The following is a 17,392-nucleotide window of genomic DNA, read 5'->3' as shown; positions in this document are numbered from 1 at the left end:
ACACCCCCTCTTGGGGGCGCAGCCCAAAACATACTTCAGATCTTGAAGGGGGATGACCCGATCGTAGCCTTGCTAGAGGCTCTCTTGATTCAAAAGCTGCTGGATCACAGCTACGAGTTGTTTCATTTTGACGGGTTTTGCCAGATAGGCATCCACCCCTGCCGCCATACACCGCTCCTGATCTCCTGGCATGGCTAGAGCAGTCAAGGCAATGATAGGAATATGGTTCAATTGCCCATTGCTGCGGATCTGACGGGTTGCTTCCAGCCCATCCGTACCCGGCAACTGCACATCCATCAAAATGACATCCGGTTTTTGCGCTGCTGACAGAGCGATCGCCTGCTGTCCATCCTTGGCCAGCAACAAACGATAACCCTGGGCCATCAGATAGGTGGTGAACATGTCAATATTGGCTTCATTGTCTTCTGCCAGCAGAATCAGCGGGGGCATGGCTGCAGCCTGCAATTCGTTGGAAGAAAACGAGAGTGATTCAGGGGCCTCATAGATTGGCTGGCCTAGAGAGGAAGACCTCACTCCCAGCACTTGGCTGGGCAATGTAATTGTAAATTGACTTCCCTGGCCGAGGCGACTCTCTACCCCAACCCATCCCCCATGGAGTTCAGTAATCTGCTTGACCAGGGCTAAGCCCAGGCCAGTCCCCGTATACTGACGATTTAGACTGCTATCAATCTGCACAAATGGTTTAAACAAGCGATCGAGATTTTCGGACGCAATCCCAATACCAGTGTCTTCCACTGTAAACACCAAACCTGGTGACCGAGGATTGACCAATTTGACTGGACCTGGTTCAGATCCTGACGCCTGACTGACCTTAAAGGTGACCTGGCCACCTTCGGGCGTGAATTTAACCGCATTAGTCAGTAAATTAATCAGGGCCTGTCGCATCCGCAGCTCATCCACAACGATGTCCTGCAGATCTGTGGGAATCTGGCTGACCAATTGAATATCCTTCTGCAAAGCTTGCTGACGGACAAAGACCAAACTGGACTCACAAAGGTGTTCAACCGAAACGGAAGTGGGATAAAGCTCTAATTTCCCAGAACCAATTTTAGAGAGATCCAGGATGTCATTAATCAGGGACAGCAGATGTTGGCCACTCTGTTCAACCATTGAGATGGCTTTCTGTTGCCGTTCATTCACGGGACCAAAAATTTGTTCTTGCAAAGATTCAGACAATCCCAGGATGGCATTGAGGGGAGTCCGCAGCTCATGACTCATATTGGCCAGAAATTCATCTTTTAGCCGGGTTGCCCGGGCGAGTTCAAGGTTTGTCGTTGCGAGTTGCTCATTACTCTGACGCAGTTCAGCCGTGCGCTGCTGCACAATATCTTCCAATTCCCGGTTCATCTGGTGCAGGGCATTGATCGCCCGCTGCCGCTCCAACTCTGCCCCTGCCCGGGCTGCAAATACCCGCAGGATAGCTTCAGTCCGATCCAGATCCGTTAAGGGGCAAGTATCCAGAATACAGAGATTCCCTAAGGCTTTTCCATTAGCATCCCGCAAAGCAATACCCAGATAGCTTTCTGCCTGCATTTCAACCAGATCTTGATTGTCAGGAAAGATGGTCTGGATAGCATGCAAACAGGCATAGCATCCTGCCTCCAGTACTCGTTCACAGGGAGTCTGGGGGATCCCATAGGAGGTATTGTCCTGCAATTCTCCCTCACCCCAAAAAGCCAGGGTTTGCAGGCGATCGCCGATCCGTTCACTGACCAGAACATAGGCCACATTAAGTGCCATTGCAATATGTTTCACCAGGGCAGAAAAGAAATTTGCTCCCGTGACCGAAGCGGTTCCCTCAATCAAATTTTGTAAGGCGGTTTCGGCCCGTTTACGTTCTGTCACATCCAGATGGGTGCCAAGCATGCGGACTGGTTTTCCGCTCCCGTCCCGCTCCACTACCTTGCCGCGAGCCAGGACCCAGACCCACTCGCCCGATCGGTGGCGCATTCGGACTTCACACTCATAGACTGGGGTTTCCTGCCGGAAGTGACGCTCTAACGCCTCGTAGGATTTTCTGACATCATCGGGATGGAGGAAGTCCATCCAGGTTGGGGAGCCGATAGGTTCCAGTTCTTGCAGGGTATAGCCAATCATTTCAGCCCAGTGCTCATTGAAAATGATGGTTTGTTGCTGAACATACCAATCCCATAACCCAATCCCCGACCCCTCAATCGCCAGTTGCAGTCGTTCCTGGGTTCGATCGAGGGTTGTCTGCGCCTGCTGACGCTCAGCCCGCATACGGGCCTCTCGAATTTCTCGCCGCACCGCTTCCGGAAGTCGTTTCAGGTTGTCCTTCATGACATAGTCATGGGCACCTGCCTTCATCATTTCCACCGCAGACTCTTCCCCGATCGTGCCAGACACCACAATAAACGGAATATCCTGCCCACTCTGGGTGACCACCTCCAGGGCTGCAGGGGCGCTGAATCGGGGCAAACAGTAGTCTGAAATGATCACATTCCAGGTGCGGCTGACCAAAGCTGTCCTGAGTTCTTCAGCAGTTTGAACCCGCTCCCAGATGGGATTAAAGCCACTATGCCGCAATTCTCGGATGACCAAAATGGCATCTTCTTTCATGTCCTCAACAATTAAGACATTCAGTAGCTCACTCATGGAGACCTCCGAGAAACCTATCTCTTCATGCCATGGAAAAGCAGGACCGCTGCACTCCCTTCGATCGCAGTCTGGTCCTCTAGGGCGATTGTTTGGGTAAAGGTTGATTCACCAACACCCAGTAGAGCCCAAGCTGGCGAACCGCTTCACTAAACTGGTCAAAATCTACAGGTTTGCGCACATAACTATTGGCACCAAGGTTATAGCTCTGGATAATGTCGCATTCCTCAGTGGATGACGTTAGTACTACCACGGGCAGGAGATGGGTGCGTTCGTGGGCCCGAACTCGCCGCAACACTTCCAGCCCATTAATTTTAGGGAGTTTTAAGTCTAGAAGCATCACCGTCGGTAAGATCCCCAACTCTTTCCCTGCTTCATCCTCTGAACCAAATAAAATATTCAACGCCTCTTCCCCGTTATGAGCCACGATAATTTCATTCGCAATATTGCTCCGTCGCAGGGTCCGAACCGTAAGCTTCTCATCCGTTGGGTTATCCTCAACCAGTAAAATTACACGTTCCTGAGTCATCCTGAAATTCCTGAACCTTGCTGTATTGGCGGTAGCGTAAAGTAAATTGTTGCACCCTGTTCCACAGCCCCTTCGGCCCATACCCGCCCCCCATGACGGTGAAGAATCCGTTGCACAGTGGCCAGACCAATGCCAGTTCCCGGAAACTCATGGGTATCATGCAATCGCTGGAACACGCCAAACAGCAGGGATGCATAAGCCATATCAAACCCTGCCCCGTCATCCCGGACAAAGTAGGTCATTTCTGCATTGTGGGCAAGTTGACCGAATTCAATGTGGGCCGTGGCATGGTGACTGGTAAATTTCCAGGCATTCTGGAGCAGGTTTTCCAGAACAATCCGCATCAGGTTAAGGTCAGCCCAGACGATCGCATTTGGGGTGATCCCCACCTCAATCTGGCGATTGGGCTGGGATTGCTGTAACTCTGTTATAATTCCCTGCGCCAGGTCACTCAGATTCACCTCTGAATGCTGCAGATTACTTCGAGAAATTCTGGAGAGGCGAAGCAGGTCATCAATCAACAGACCCATGCGCTGCACACCGCCCCGAATGTAGCCAAAATACTCCCTGGCTTCGTCATTGAAGAGGTCCCCATAGTCTTCTAACAGGGCTGTGCTGAAGCCATCGATCGCCCGCAGGGGAGCCCGCAGATCGTGGGACACCGAATAGGCAAAGGCCTCCAGTTCCCGATTTGCGGCCTCTAATTGAGCGGTCGTTTTACGGAGTTGCTCATCTGCCTGCCTGCGATCGGTAATATCAAAATTGATCCCAATCATGCGCTGGGGCTCTCCCTGACTATTACGCTGCACCAGGCCATAGGCCTTAATGAAGTGGATCGTCCCATCTGGATGGATCACCCGAAATTCGGGGTCGTAGTCCTTCTCTCCCGTTAACGCCTGTTGAATCGCCCCTTCAGTCGCTGCGCGATCGTCAGGGTGCAAACTGTTGCTCCAGGCTTGATAGATACCCCCAAAACCATCGGGCTTAATGCCATACATCTCATGCATCCGCTGATCCCAGGTCAGAATATTGCTCTGAACATCCCAGTCCCAGATGCCGATCGCTCCCGATTTAATCGCCAGGGTGAGCCGATCGGACGTATGGCGCAGTTGTTGTTCTGTCAGCTTTTGCTCCGTTACGTCACGGGCGGCAGCATAGATAAGCTGTCCATAAGGGCGAGAATACCATTCGATATAGCGATAACTGCCATCCTTACGGCGATAGCGGTTGACAAAGCTGCGAACGGTTTCCTGCTGTTCCAGGGTTGAGAGGGACTCCAGGGTTGCTGCCAGATCATCGGGATGGACGAAGTCCAAAAACAGCCGCCCTTCCAGTTCATCCAGGGTATAACCCAGGGTTGTCTCCCAGGCGCGGTTCAAGCGACGAAAATAGCCGTTCACATCAGCGATACAGAGCAAATCCAGAGCCACTGTAAAGAAGCGTTCCAGTTCTGCTGCCGATTCTCGCAGGGCTACAGTCCGTTCTTCCACCCTGATTTCCAACTCCTGATTCAGTTGGTGGAGTTCCTCTAGAGCCTGCTGCCGCTGCAGTTCGGCCTCTTTGCGATCGGTGATATCCGTATGGGTCCCCAACATCCGCAGTGGCTGGCCCTCCTGATCCCAGGCCACAATCTTGCCCAGGGAAAGAATCCACTTCCAATCCCCTGATCGAGTCCGCTGACGGAACTCCACCTTGTATTCTGGTGTCGTTCCAGCCACATAGGCTTGGTAGATCTGGCCTACCCGTTCCAGATCATCTGGATGTAAACGTTCAATCCAGCGGGCGTTCGTCTCCTGAAATTCTGCCGGATCATAGCCCAGCATGGTGGCGTAGATGGGATTCACGATCGCATCACCCGTTTGCACATTCAGGTCATAAAGCCCCTGATTGGCTGCTAACAACGCCAGCCGGAGCCGTTCTTCGTTATCTCTTAAAGTGGCTTCAGCCTGTTTGCGATCGGTCAGATCCCGGGCAATGGTAGAGAAATGACTGACCGTCCCATCCTGACGACGGTGGGCAACGATCACCTGCCAGGCTGGCATATCGCTCCCATCCCGGCGGCGGAACAGGGTTTCCCCAGCCCAAAACCCCTGCTGTAAACACTGAGGCAGGGCTTCGTGCAGAATGTGCTCTGCGACCTGAGGTGGATGGTAATCCGGAATATAGGTTTGGGTAATATCCTCAGCCGGGTCAATCCTCAGCAAAGCCCGGCCCGACTGATTCAGATAGGTCAACCGACCGGTCGGCCTGGCGGATGCAATAATGTCGCGGGCGGCTTCCAGAATATCCAGTCGGTACTGGGCCGCTTCCTCTGTCTGCTTACGATCGGTAATATCGGTAATAGTGCCGACATAGCCAACAATACTGCCCTTCTCTCCCCGTTCTGCGACGGCCTGTCCATAAACCCAGGTGATGTGCCCATCAGGCCTTTCAAATCGATACTCCAGCTTGAATGGTCGCCGATCTCGGGCTGCTTTGTACCACTCTGCCGCCACATGATCGCGATCGTCTGGATGCAAAGCCTGCGCCCAACCAAAACCCATGGCATCGCCAAAACTCATTCCGGCCATCTGACACCACCGCTCATTGACGTAGAGACAGTAGCCTTCCACATCCGTCCGAAAAATTCCCACGGGAGCAGCGTCTGCCAGGGACGCATAACTCTGTTGACTCTGTTGCAGGATTGCTTCTACCCGATGGCGTTCCGCCAGTTCCTTCTGGAGCTGCTGATATGAGCTGGTTTGCCGGATGGCGATCGCCAATTGAGCTGCCAGGTGCTCCATTAAGGCAACCTCTTCATCCGTCCAGGATCGGGAGTTCTGTTCTTCCAGAACCCCGATCAGGCCCCACAAGATATTTTCCTGGAATACAGGAGCCAGGATCTTAGCCCGGATCTGCAACTGCTCCAGGAATTGCTGCTGACAGGCACTCATCTCTGTCAGGTAAATATCTGGGACGACCCGAATCCGTCCTTCAGAATAAGACTGCACCCAATCGGGGGCAAAGCAGGGATCCTGAATTTGTAGGCCCAGGTAGGTTTTGCCTTCCCCAGGAGGGGATTCTGCGACCACAGTCATGCTCCAATCCGGCTGAAACTGACCGATGATGACGTGATCGCAGTTCAGTAGGGATTGCACTGAAGTGACGATCGTCTCAAAAATATCCTGCAAATCCCGAGACGTATGGATCTGCCCCGTAATCGTGGCGATCAGCCGTTCCTGTTTTAACCTGGCTTGCAATTTAGCGGTCTGGGAGCGGATTTGATTTTCTAGCTCAACATTGTAATTTCGTGTCAGCTTCAGTGTTTCTGCTTCCAGGCGACAGACCTGTTGCTCCAGCACCTCGACCAACTTATAGAGTTCTAACGGATTGAGGGCCTTGAGGATATCTGGCTGGGTTATTGTGCCAACCAATTCTCCCTGTGCTCCGATCACCACGACTCGGCGGATGAGTTGCCGCCGCATCATGTTCTGGACGGTCCAGAGAGAATCCTCTGCATCAACGGAGAAGACCGGGGCACTCATGACGCTCCGGGACTGAAGCTGCTCAAAGTTCAGGCCCAGAGCTTGAAACTGAACGATATCCCGCTCTGTCAGTATCCCAAGGGGAAACTGGAGCAAGGAGCCGGACGATGGTTGTTCCTGTGCTTCTACCAGCACCACTGCACTCACCTGATGAGCTGTCATGAGCTGTGCGATCGTCAAGACAGACTCATCTGGATGAGCACAGACGACCTCGCGGGTCATCACCTCGCTGACCAATCGCAGCCGCAGCAGATCGATCGGGCGCAGCAGGTGATGCAAGGTTTCAGACGTCAGCACCCCCACAACCTGATCCTGTTGTTCCAGAATGGGCAGGTGGTGAATCCCATGGTGTTGTAAAAGATTGAGTGCTAGGAAGGGATCGTTCAACTCAGACCGACGCAGGGTGATGACAGGATGGGCCATCACCTCTCCGAGGGAAAGCTCTGCCAGCGATCGTCCTGTGGCACTGAGACGAACGATATCCTTTTCAGTCAAGATGCCAACCAGAGCCCTCCCTTGCAAAATCAAGACACAACTGGACCTCAGGGACGCATGGATTTGAGCTATCTCCCGGTTGTTTTCCTTTAAGTTAGGGCACATTGCTCGGCCAGCACTCATTTGCAGGAGTGCCGCCATCACAGATGCCTCCTGCGGCAGCATTAAAGGATTGCTCACAATGGCAGGCTCTAAATCAATTTCCATAAAGGAAATCGATGGATCTGCATCAGGAATGGAAACCATTGGTGATAGGTGGCAACCTAGGAGAGATCACGAATTCTGATAACTATCATGGCTCCATATCAAAAATTTTGCATCCAAAATTAAAGATTTGACCTCAATGGTTAATATCCCAATTGACTAACTCCTAGGGTTGGCGGGTCAAAACCTTCTCCAGAATACTCTGGGATGGTTCAACGAAAGCCCAGGTCCCGTTGGGCTGTTTTCGGAGAGCTGCAAATTGGAGGGCAGGGCCAGACCCGATTTTTTCCCCTGCTTTCACAGTTCCCAACCGGGGACGGTTCAGACCACAGAGACGAAACAGGTAGGCTGGCACCTCAGGGCTGGAGAACACCACACAATGGGAAGTAAACGGCTCAATCCGTCCCTGGAATGGTGCATAGACTGGTTTCCCTCGTAATTGAATGGAGATGTCTCCCAAACTGCTGACGATCGGATAACCTGCAATTTCATCACCAGGCTGGAGTTGCCAGTTTTGAAAGAGCTTCACCCGCCTAGGCTCCATATTGGCTTCACTGCTACTACAACCACTGATAGCCACAACCAGCCCGAGCCAGAACAGGATTCCCACCCATCGAAGGTAAACTCGATGCATCCTATGGTTGAAAGGCAAAGCTATACCCTGCATACTCATTGCCCTCATATAGCAAAACAACCCGAATCTGGTTGTCAAAGGATAGGGGATAGGCTTCTCGATCGGCCGTAATCCCCTCCCGCACTTCAATACTGGGCAGGTTGCAGTAAGGATCTCGAACGATCTGCCTGACCCTGGTCTTGTTCGATCGTTCTGGAATAGACAGTAACCGCAGCAACTCCTCTCGACTCAAGGTGGCCTTGGGCTGAATAATTTCCTGGCAAACGTCTTTGACGACTCGATCGTTATTAAAAAATTCCTGTGGATTAATGAGTAACCCGGCTGCCGCAAGTACAGTTCCACCTGCCAGAAGATAACTTGCGCCAACCTTACGTAACCTTTTTTGACGCCTCATTTTCTCTACCTCATGTCCCCTAGCTCGTTCTCGCTATCCCTTGTTCAATCCCTTTTCCTTCAGACTCCCCAACGGCCTGATTAATTGGAATCTGAGTATATAGTACATATATACCATAACTGGCCCATAACGTCAATTTCCGATCTGACTAGAAAGATCGGAGCGATGGCCAATTTGATTGAAGTCAGGGGAGATGAAGGGCGGTATCCTCTCTCCAGGAAATCGTCAGATCTGCTCTGCAGAAACGCTGGGGTGCGAGACCAACTGTGAAGCCCTGGGTCCACCAAAGCTCGCTCCGTCCTGGTTGACAAACGGTGGGAGGAGGTTTCTAATCTGGATACCAGAACATCCCTTTAATGCCTTCCGGGTCGGAGATAAAGCCCAGATTCCGATAGAATTCTACTACCTGGGGATCGGCAAACAGAGTAATGTTACTAATATCCTCGCTCCGCAGCTTCTTGATGATATGTCTCATCAGAGCTTTACCCAACCCTTTGCCTTGAAAGTCCGGATGGACAACTACATCCCAGATGGTGGCATTGAACGCATGATCAGAGGTGGCGCGGGAAAACCCGATCAATCGCCGCTGAGTTCCCCTCTGCTCCCACATGGAAATGACGAGGAAGCTGTGCTGGATTGCCTTTTTTACCTTCCGCAAAGGACGGCGGGACCACCCAACTGCATCGCAAAGCTCTTCCAGTTCATACAAATCAATGTCACGTTCCGTGCTGAAGAAGATGCGGGAGTTAATATTGGGGCGATCGCGCATCAGATCGGTCCGCGTGGCTGGCTTCCCTTCGGCTTGGCTTTCAGCATTATAGATATCGGTCTCTGCTATTTTTTGCGGAGAGGAAGAATCAGAACCGCTAAACAAGCTTTTCCAAAAACCCATGCAGCTCAAGTAAAGTAGGGAATCAAATGACAGTATAGCTAGTATTGCATTTCTTCAAAAGTTAGATTTTGGATAGGCTATTACCCTGATTGACCGACAGATCTCCATAGCGTTGGGTTGACAAATTTTCCCCGACTCGTGGTCAGCAAGCTGATCAACCCACCTCTACAATAAAATGCGATTTTTAACAGTTTTGTCAGTCAATCAATGCCTTTCTCCCTCCTGCGTTCTCATAAGTGATCTGAAGATTCTGAACAGGAAATGAGAACACTAAAGATAAATAATGATAAAACTCTAGGGAATAGTCCGTGCACATTTTAACTCAGTCGCAGAATTCCATCTATCCCGATAATTCCTCGATCAGGTAAGCAAGCTCAATTCCTATGACCTCAGGCTTGAAATCACAGACAATAGAGCTTCTCAAACGCTTCAACCGGGCGTTTCCCCAGTTCTATGAGCAGTTTGTCAGTAGTGAGATTCAACTCCAGAACCTGAGGCTGGCCTATCAGCTTTATAAGAGTCGGCAGGCTGTGATTGAGTTAAAACCAGAGGGAAATAAAAGCGCCCTGCACTTTGCTTACCGTAACCAATCCTTTTTACTCAGCGACATTTTCGGGGTTCTGGCAGCCTATGGGTTAACCATTCATAGCCTCAGCCTCTATGGCCAGATCTATCCCCCCATGCTGGTGTTTATTAAGCTGGTGGTTTCCCGGGGAGGCAAAACTCTAACGGATAAGACTGCAGAGAATGTCGGACGGGCCATCCGGGAGGCCCTGGCTGGTAGGTTTGAGGTAGAGGAGATGCTAGCGGTCGAGTTCAATCTGGATGCAGGTCTGGAACAGGTAGAAACTGAGTTTTATGTTGATCCAGTTTTTCACCTGCCCGCCCTATTGATCGAAGCAGATAACCAACCAGGGTTATTTTATAAGGTGATGTATGCCATCTGGCAGGAAGATCTGCTGGTGGTGAATGCAAACTTACTGGTCTGGCGGGGCCGGACTCGATTGATCTTGTATCTGTTAGGTCCCAATGAAAATCTGATTCCAGAATACCTGGGCCAAAAAATTGCCGAGGGGGTTCGTCAGCGATTGCTCGGTCGAAGGTTCTAGAATAGACCTATGGCCATGATTAATGTTTCTGGAACACCCCATGCCTATGATCTGGTGGTGGCTCCCTCGGTTGAATCCCCCTGTACCCTAGTCTTTATTCACGGTTGGCTCCTGAGCCGATCGTACTGGCAGCCTCTGATAGAGCATCTGGTCTCCAGCTATACCTGTCTGGCCTACGATCTCCGTGGTTTTGGAGCCTCTCAGCCTGCTGGAAGTCAGATTCCTTGGCAAGACACCCTTTCCATGCCACCAACACTGGCGTTGGTGGCATCCGATCGATCGGGCTATCCTGCTTCAGCCCCTGTTGACCCGCTGCAGAGTAGTAGTCCCATTCCTGATCCTCTGACCCATACAGCGCCCCAGACCTTTACCCCTGCTGCCTATGTCCAGGACTTAGCCATCTTGCTTGATCAGTTGAATATCTCTAATGCCTGGTTGATTGGCCATTCCCTGGGTGGGAGCATTGCCCTGTGGGGTGCGGCTCAACTGTTCGATCGGGTGAAAGGCGTCATCTGCATTAATTCAGGGGGGGGCATTTACCTGGAACGGGAGTTTGAAAAATTCCGAGCGGCAGGGCAACAGATGCTCCAGTTTCGTCCCCCCTGGCTCAGGCAACTGCCTCTGGTTGATCTGGTGTTCTCCCGTGCCAATGTCTGCCATCCCATAGCCCGCCGCTGGGGTCGGCAGCGCATCATTGACTTTGTCGCAGCTCAGCCGGAGGCCGCCCTGGGAACCCTGCTGGATTCCACCACTGAAGCAGAGGTCCATAAGTTGCCCCAGGTTGTGGCCCAGCTTCAGCAACCCGCTTACTTTATTACAGGTTCCCAGGACAACATTATGGAGCCTCGCTATGTGCGCCACCTGGCCAGCTTTCACACCCTGTTTGGTGATTGCGGGGAGAATGTGATTGAAATCCCTGATTGTGGACACTTTGCCATGATTGAGCAATCTGGCCAGGTGGCCGATCAGGTGCGATCGATCCTGTACCGGCATGGGCTGTAGCATCTCGGTACAATTGCATCACTTCGGAGATGGCCATGCGGGATTGGGTGCCCAAGGTCAGGGCCGATCGATGGCCCTGTTCCAAATGCTCGGCAGCCGCACAGGCGATCATAGCCGCGTTGTCTGTACACAGCTTTAGCGGTGGGAATAAGACCCGGAGTTGGTGCTCCGCTGCCGCAGCCTGCAAATGACGGCGCAGACCACTATTGGCAGCCACCCCGCCCCCGATCGCGATCGTATCCAGGCCGTGGTCTAAAGCGCAGGCGATCGCCCGTCGAGTCAGCGATCGGGCAACGGTATCCTGAAAACTGGCGGCCAGGTCAGCGATAGGCAGAGAAGAGCTTTCCTGCTGTAATTTTTGGGTCAGACGCAACATCGCTGTTTTCAGCCCACTAAAACTGGAGTCATAGGGGTGATATCCCCCCTCCGGCAGGGAAATAGCTCCTTCCGGCAGGGCAAAAGCCCTGGGATTGCCGATCTGGGCCAGACGATCAATCTCCGGCCCCCCGGGATAGCCGAGGTGCAAAAGTCGGGCCACCTTATCGAACGCTTCACCCGCAGCATCATCCCGGGTTTGCCCCAGGGTGACATAATCTCCACAGGCCCGAACCTGAATCAGACTGGTATGCCCTCCGGAGACCAGTAAGCAGAGAAAAGGAGGCTGGAGTTCTGGTTCACTGAGATAGGTGGCATAGAGGTGTCCTTCCAGGTGATGCACCCCCAGAAAAGGTTTCTGATGGACCAGGGCCAGGGTTTTGGCTGCGGTCAGACCTACCAACAATGCTCCCACCAGACCGGGAGCACAGGTGGCTGCCACCCCATCAATGTCAGCCCAGGAGAGAGGGGTGGCTGCGAGAGCCTCAGCGATCGCCAAATTCACTGTTTCCAGATGCTGTCGGGAGGCCACTTCGGGCACCACTCCACCATACTGACGGTGGAGATCCATTTGAGACGAAACAATACTGCTTAGAACTTGACGATTTTTAACAATCGCCACTGCAGTTTCGTCACAACTTGTTTCAATTGCCAAAACCGTTGCCATTTACTGGTAATTTTGGTGGATGAGTTCACTCTAACCGAAGATAAACTCGGCTTCTTCAACACATTTTGTATCTGCAAAAAACTTTGTAATAGAGGGAAACAATTTCATGCGTCGATTGTTTGCTCTGCTGATTGTCCTTTGTCTGTGGGTTGGTTTTACCCTGCCCGCATCGGCTGATGTTGCTGGTCTTGTCCCCTGCAAAGATTCTCCAGCTTTTGCCCAGCGCGCTAAGAATTCTAAGAGTGCGACTGCTCCGCAGCGCTTCAAGTCTTACGCCGATTCGGGAGTCCTTTGCGGGACCGATGGTCTACCCCATCTTATTGTAGATGGTCGGTTCAGCCACGCTGGTGAATTTACGATTCCCAGCATTCTCTTCTTGTACATTGCCGGTTGGATTGGTTGGGTCGGTCGGGCCTACATCCAGAAAGCTAAGAAGAGCGACTCTCCGGAAGAGAAGGAAATCATCATTGATGTTCCTGCAGCCGTTGGTCTGATGCTGACCGGATTTTCCTGGCCGCTTCTGGCAGTTAAGGAATTTACCACCGGTGAACTGTTGGCCAAAGATGATGAGATTACTGTTTCACCCCGTTAGTCACAAGAGAGTTAAACGATGAACTATTTGCTGAAGTATCTTTCTAGTGCGCCTGTGCTGGCTGCGGTCTGGATCACGATTACTGCCGGTATTGTGATTGAATTCAATCGCTTCTTCCCCGATTTGTTGTTCCATCCCATGCCCTAGTGGCCCGGTTGAAATCAAGTTGGGAAGCACTTTCAAGAACATCCTGAAGCTTATTATTTGGAAGAAACGACTATGACTTCAACAACTCCACTAGCTGGTAATCTGGCGACTCCGATCAACTCTTCTCCCTTCTCTAAGGCTTTTATTAATAATTTGCCTGCCTACCGTCGCGGACTTTCTCCTTTCCGGAGAGCTCTGGAAATTGGTATGGCTCATGGTTACCTGGTGTATGGTCCCTTTGCCACACTGGGTCCCCTGCGGGGTTCTGATGTTGGAGGCTTGGCTGGCTTACTGGCTGCCTCTGGGTTGGTTGTCCTGCTGACGATCGCTCTGTCCATCTACGCCAGTAGCTATCCCTCCAGCTCTGCTGATGCGTCTGATCCGATGAAAACGGCAGAAGGCTGGAATGAATTTGCCGGTGGCTTCTTAATCGGTGGCATCGGTGGTGCTGCTATTGCTCATGCCCTGATGGTTAATCTGGGTGTGCTCAGCGGTATCGCCAGCAGTCTTTCCTAAGATCGAACGACTGAATCAATTGCAATCAGGGTGGACGATCGTCTGCCCTGTTTTGCTTTTGATGCCATCATGGGGCATTCCCCAGAGTAGAAGCGGGATTAATCGCCCTTCTACTCCGGGGTGAGGAGGATAGGCGTTGCTGAATAGAAGGATGATTTTCGTGCTTGAGCCTTATGCAGCCCTCACCCTAGCCCTCTCCCAAAGGAGAGGGAACAAGAGTTTTAGCTCCCTTCTCCTGCGGGAGAAGGTTGGGGATGAGGGTAATTCATATTTGCATTCAGCAAAGCCGGAGGATACAGGTTGAATTTTGCAGGATTGTTATGGCGAAACCCGATCGAAATCAGGTCCTGCGGCGTTTACCCCTGGTGGCTGGGGGCTTGGCTGCCGGGTTGTTGTTGTTGAACCGATTATGGACAGCCGAATTAACCGATTCTCAGGCTCGATCGGATGCTCTGGGTGTGATCCTCAGCGCCCTGCTGATCTTGACTGGCTTGCTCTGGGAACGGGTGCAGCCCCGCTCTCCAGATGTGGTGCTTCTGACCGGAGAAGAAGGGTTTGAACTAGCATCTGACCTGCCAGAGGTGGTGAAGATAGAATTGGCCTGGGCCTCGCGGATCCTTCTAACCAACACAGCAACCCGCTCATTGGTAGTCTGGTATGGAGGACAGGTGCTGCTGCGACGGGGTATTCTGGGGCCAGTCCCAGAGGTGCAGCCGGGGCCGATTCTGCAGCGGGTGCTGACCCAGCAGAAGCCCGTCTATCTGGTTGACCTGAAGGTCTATCCGGGGCGCATCGAGTTTAACTATCTGCCCGAGAATACCCAGGGCGTGATTTGTCAGCCCATTGGGGGGGAAGGGGTCCTCATTCTAGGGGCCAATGCGCCCCGTAGTTATACCCAGCAGGATGAGAATTGGGTAGAAGCGATCGCGGAGAAACTGGCTAATAGCCTGGGCCAACACCTCTACGGCGAATAGAGAGATTTCAATTTTGTAGGGCTTGACACACCCCGGCGGATAATTGCTAATATAGTTGAGGTCTACCAATGGGGCGTAGCCAAGTGGTAAGGCAGCGGGTTTTGGTCCCGCCATTCCTAGGTTCGAACCCTAGCGCCCCAGTTTATTCCCTGACGCTGCACTTCCAGTAACTGACCTGACTGATGCACAATGCATTAGCGGAAAATCCGATCGCACTCCCCACCAGTGCCGACATGCTTGGGAAGGCTGAAGCACTTTGAAGGAGCAGACTCACCAGAGCCGTTGCTGCTCCCATGCCCCCAAAATAGAGCCCTGTTCCCCAGCCTGCCTCGGTGGGAGGCACCAGCGCCAGGGTGAAGGGAATCTGGGTAATGAATAGCAACCCCAGGGCCACCCCAAATCCTAAGGTGAGGGCGATCGCCAGACCCGGATCACTCGTCTGAAGCGCTACCCCCATCAGAGCAACCATCGTCCCTAACCCCGTTAGCATAGCGTTCCGTAAACCCAGCTTTCGGGTAACTCGTTCTATGGGGAGTGCCACCAGGGCAGACACCAAAAGGATAGCAGCGGCAATATAGTCTGCATTGCTCCCTCGGATCAGGGGCTGTAAAACTGTTGGAAAACAGCGCAGGAGGAAGTTAACCTCCAAACCGACCCCGACCCCAACGCCGAAAATCAGGGTAGACTGCCAGGCAGATGGGCTCGGCCCCACGGATGTCATGGGTGGCAGGGGTGTCTGTAGGTTGGTAGACCAGAGCAGCATCGCCCCAGCCAGCAAGACGATTGCCCCCAGGGCAAAAGTCAGGGACGTGCCCAATGCCTGGATCAGGGAACCCAGAAGGGGTCCCAGGGCTCCCACTAGGCCAAAAACAAACACCAGGATAGAACTGGCTCTGGGCAATTTGGAGGTGGGCGCAAACTGCATCAGCAGAGCGATCGCAGGCCCTCGGAAGATAATCATGGCAATTACCCAGAGCGTCATCAGAACAGGAATCAGCCAGCGCATCGCTACAGGCACCTGAACCTGGAGGAGTAGGGACGCCAGGACAAAGATGATCCCGGCCAGGGTCACCCCCACCGCAATCAGGGGCAGGCGACTGCCGATGCGCTGCATCATGCGGTCAGACCCAATCCCCACGATCGGCTCAATCCCGGCTCCCAAAATCCCCTGAATTACCCCCAGATAAGCTGCCAGTCCCGAAAATCCCAATTGTTCCAGAATTCGGGGCTGGTAAAACCCGTAAACCATCCAACTGAATACGATCGCAGCCAGCAAGGCCGCCAGCCCCCAAACCTGTCGCCATAGAACTGCCTGATCAGAGGTTAAGGATTTCATGTTGGATCCCATGGTTTTGAAAATCTGAGATACACTGATTGCCTGAATTGTGCATCTCTGTTATTGCCGTTTTCAATTTTGTCAGCCATATTGTACAGGCAAGATTGACGCCTCTACGGGCAAGACTTAACAACATACGTACGCTTTTGAAGACTGGATTTATCCTATGAAGCTTGAAATAATGGTGTCGTCTTTCCTATCAGTAGTACTGATAGGCGGATTTGCGGTTGCTTCCCCTGAGGCCAACCAACTCCAGCCAGCCCAGACTGTTCTTGCCCAGGCCAGTGAGGCAAAAAAATCCGTCTGGAAATCGTTTCTGTCCCAAACCGGTGGCTTCACAATTCTGATGCCAGGAGATCCTCTGGCAAGTAAGCAAACCCAGAATACCCAGATGGGCGCGATCGACACCCAGATGTTTGTGGTCGAGCGCCAACAGGATTCTGTCGCTTACATGGTGGCCTATTCTGATCTCCCCCCCAATTTGGTGCAACAGGTCAGTAAAGGGGAAGCCAATGTTGAACAGCTATTTCGCGGTGTGCGAGATGGATTTGTCGAGAGTATTAAAGGCAAGATTTTAGATGAGCGCCAGATTACACTGGCTGGTTATCCGGGACGGGAAATCTGGTTGGAATTACCCCGAGATCGCAAGGCCAGAAACCGGATTTTTCTGGTCAACCAGCGTCTTTATCAGGTGGTCGTCGTCGTTGGTAAAGACAAGGAGAAGTATCTGGTAAAGAGTGTGGAAGGATATTTGAACTCATTCAAGCTGCTCTCCCGCTAAGCCGGGTATTCTGAAGATACCGATCGTTTAATTAGATCTATCTATTTAGGAATGAGAATTAAATAAAGTGTCAAACTCCTGATTGCCCTCACCCCCCTGCCCCCTCTCTCGCCGGGAGAGGGGGAGGGGTTGGGGGTTGGGGGTGAGGGCTGAAGAAATCCAGGTTATTTAATTCCCGTTCCTTAGCACCTGTAAAATCCAACTCCACCTTCGAGGAGGTACTCTCTGATGCGCCGCTTTCCACCTCAGGGACGAATTCGTCCCAAGATCAGCAGCATGCCCCGGCAGAAATCTGAGGATACCGCTTGCCTGGATGTTTACAAGTTGGTTGTAGAACGGAAGCGGTTGAAGCTGGAGTTGAAGAAATTGGATGAACGACGGCAGATTATGGTCGATCGTATCCACCAACTGGATGGCCAGATTACCCAACTGGATCGTGAGATTCAGGTTATGCGTCAGGCCGAAGAACCGGTTTCCCAATCCCCCAAGGTAGAGATTCACCCCTCCCTACAGGTGGAAGGGTACGAAACGCTGACCCTAGATTATTAATCCCCGCCGGTCCGATAGAGGTGTTGCAGGCAAGT

15 protein-coding genes, 1 tRNA gene and 1 pseudogene are annotated in these 17,392 nt (G+C 52.3%); 9 read left to right on the top strand and 8 right to left on the bottom strand.

Going from position 1 to position 17,392, the window contains the following annotated elements:
* Positions 1-72: 72 nt before the first annotated feature.
* The 6 genes from BST81_RS16145 to BST81_RS16120 all read right to left on the bottom strand — a co-directional run bounded on the left by BST81_RS16145 (position 73) and on the right by BST81_RS16120 (position 9,309).
* Entirely contained in the window at positions 73-2,637 is a 2,565-nt protein-coding gene (locus tag BST81_RS16145) for a response regulator (protein ID WP_075599535.1), read from the bottom strand.
* Between the two features lie 79 nt (positions 2,638-2,716).
* Positions 2,717-3,166 carry a response regulator gene (locus tag BST81_RS16140; protein ID WP_075599534.1) on the bottom strand — a complete coding sequence of 150 codons (450 nt, stop codon included), beginning with the start codon at positions 3,164-3,166 and terminating at the stop codon, positions 2,717-2,719.
* Entirely contained in the window at positions 3,163-7,431 is a 4,269-nt protein-coding gene (locus BST81_RS16135; RefSeq protein ID WP_075599533.1) for a PAS domain-containing protein, read from the bottom strand. The genes BST81_RS16140 and BST81_RS16135 overlap by 4 nt, the downstream gene beginning before the upstream one ends.
* 124 nt (positions 7,432-7,555) lie before the next feature.
* Positions 7,556-7,918 (bottom strand): hypothetical protein, encoded by a 363-nt coding sequence (locus tag BST81_RS16130; protein WP_253188329.1) that lies wholly within the window; start codon positions 7,916-7,918, stop codon positions 7,556-7,558.
* Between the two features lie 106 nt (positions 7,919-8,024).
* Complete coding sequence (locus BST81_RS16125; RefSeq protein ID WP_075599531.1) at positions 8,025-8,417, bottom strand: hypothetical protein; 393 nt, start codon at positions 8,415-8,417, stop codon at positions 8,025-8,027.
* A 328-nt stretch (positions 8,418-8,745) separates the two neighbouring features.
* A complete protein-coding gene (locus BST81_RS16120; protein ID WP_075599530.1) occupies positions 8,746-9,309 on the bottom strand; it encodes a GNAT family N-acetyltransferase in 564 nt (187 codons plus the stop codon).
* A 383-nt stretch (positions 9,310-9,692) separates the two neighbouring features.
* Here BST81_RS16120 and BST81_RS16115 point away from each other — a divergent pair, with 383 nt between their 5' ends.
* Both BST81_RS16115 and BST81_RS28520 read left to right on the top strand, forming a co-directional pair.
* The gene (locus tag BST81_RS16115) at positions 9,693-10,418 is read left to right on the top strand and encodes a hypothetical protein (RefSeq protein ID WP_075599529.1); all 726 of its coding nucleotides are present in this window, start codon (positions 9,693-9,695) and stop codon (positions 10,416-10,418) included.
* A 9-nt stretch (positions 10,419-10,427) separates the two neighbouring features.
* Entirely contained in the window at positions 10,428-11,420 is a 993-nt protein-coding gene (locus tag BST81_RS28520) for an alpha/beta hydrolase (RefSeq protein WP_075599528.1), read from the top strand.
* A gap of 94 nt (positions 11,421-11,514) precedes the next feature.
* Here the strand turns inward: BST81_RS28520 and tsaD are convergent.
* Positions 11,515-12,462 (bottom strand): annotated as a pseudogene (gene tsaD, locus BST81_RS16105) (tRNA (adenosine(37)-N6)-threonylcarbamoyltransferase complex transferase subunit TsaD); the annotation flags it as partial.
* 106 nt (positions 12,463-12,568) lie between these two features.
* Between tsaD and BST81_RS16100 the strand changes: the two are divergent.
* The 5 genes from BST81_RS16100 to BST81_RS16080 all read left to right on the top strand — a co-directional run bounded on the left by BST81_RS16100 (position 12,569) and on the right by BST81_RS16080 (position 14,832).
* Complete coding sequence (locus tag BST81_RS16100; RefSeq protein WP_075599527.1) at positions 12,569-13,054, top strand: Photosystem I reaction center subunit III; 486 nt, start codon at positions 12,569-12,571, stop codon at positions 13,052-13,054.
* 18 nt (positions 13,055-13,072) lie between these two features.
* Positions 13,073-13,201: a photosystem I reaction center subunit IX gene (gene psaJ, locus BST81_RS16095; protein ID WP_075599526.1), complete on the top strand. Its 129-nt coding sequence runs from the start codon at positions 13,073-13,075 to the stop codon at positions 13,199-13,201.
* Between the two features lie 72 nt (positions 13,202-13,273).
* Positions 13,274-13,717 (top strand): photosystem I reaction center subunit XI, encoded by a 444-nt coding sequence (locus tag BST81_RS16090; RefSeq protein ID WP_075599525.1) that lies wholly within the window; start codon positions 13,274-13,276, stop codon positions 13,715-13,717.
* Between the two features lie 320 nt (positions 13,718-14,037).
* Entirely contained in the window at positions 14,038-14,691 is a 654-nt protein-coding gene (locus BST81_RS16085) for a cofactor assembly of complex C subunit B (RefSeq protein WP_075599524.1), read from the top strand.
* Positions 14,692-14,760: 69 nt separating this feature from the next.
* A tRNA-Gln gene (locus tag BST81_RS16080) sits at positions 14,761-14,832 on the top strand.
* 1 nt (position 14,833) lies between these two features.
* Here the strand turns inward: BST81_RS16080 and BST81_RS16075 are convergent.
* Positions 14,834-16,027, bottom strand: a complete 1,194-nt coding sequence (locus BST81_RS16075; RefSeq protein ID WP_075599676.1) for an MFS transporter — start codon at positions 16,025-16,027, stop codon at positions 14,834-14,836.
* A gap of 166 nt (positions 16,028-16,193) precedes the next feature.
* Here BST81_RS16075 and BST81_RS16070 point away from each other — a divergent pair, with 166 nt between their 5' ends.
* Together BST81_RS16070 and BST81_RS16065 are read left to right on the top strand one after the other, a co-directional pair.
* On the top strand, positions 16,194-16,808 hold the full coding sequence (locus BST81_RS16070) for a hypothetical protein (RefSeq protein ID WP_143780366.1): 615 nt from the start codon (positions 16,194-16,196) through the stop codon (positions 16,806-16,808).
* Positions 16,809-17,036: 228 nt separating this feature from the next.
* Entirely contained in the window at positions 17,037-17,357 is a 321-nt protein-coding gene (locus BST81_RS16065) for a hypothetical protein (RefSeq protein WP_075599522.1), read from the top strand.
* Positions 17,358-17,392: the final 35 nt, after the last annotated feature.

This window comes from Leptolyngbya sp. 'hensonii', assembly GCF_001939115.1.
Lineage (GTDB): Bacteria > Cyanobacteriota > Cyanobacteriia.
Note: the sequence above shows the minus strand (reverse complement) of the source record. Positions and strands in the feature narration are given on the sequence as shown.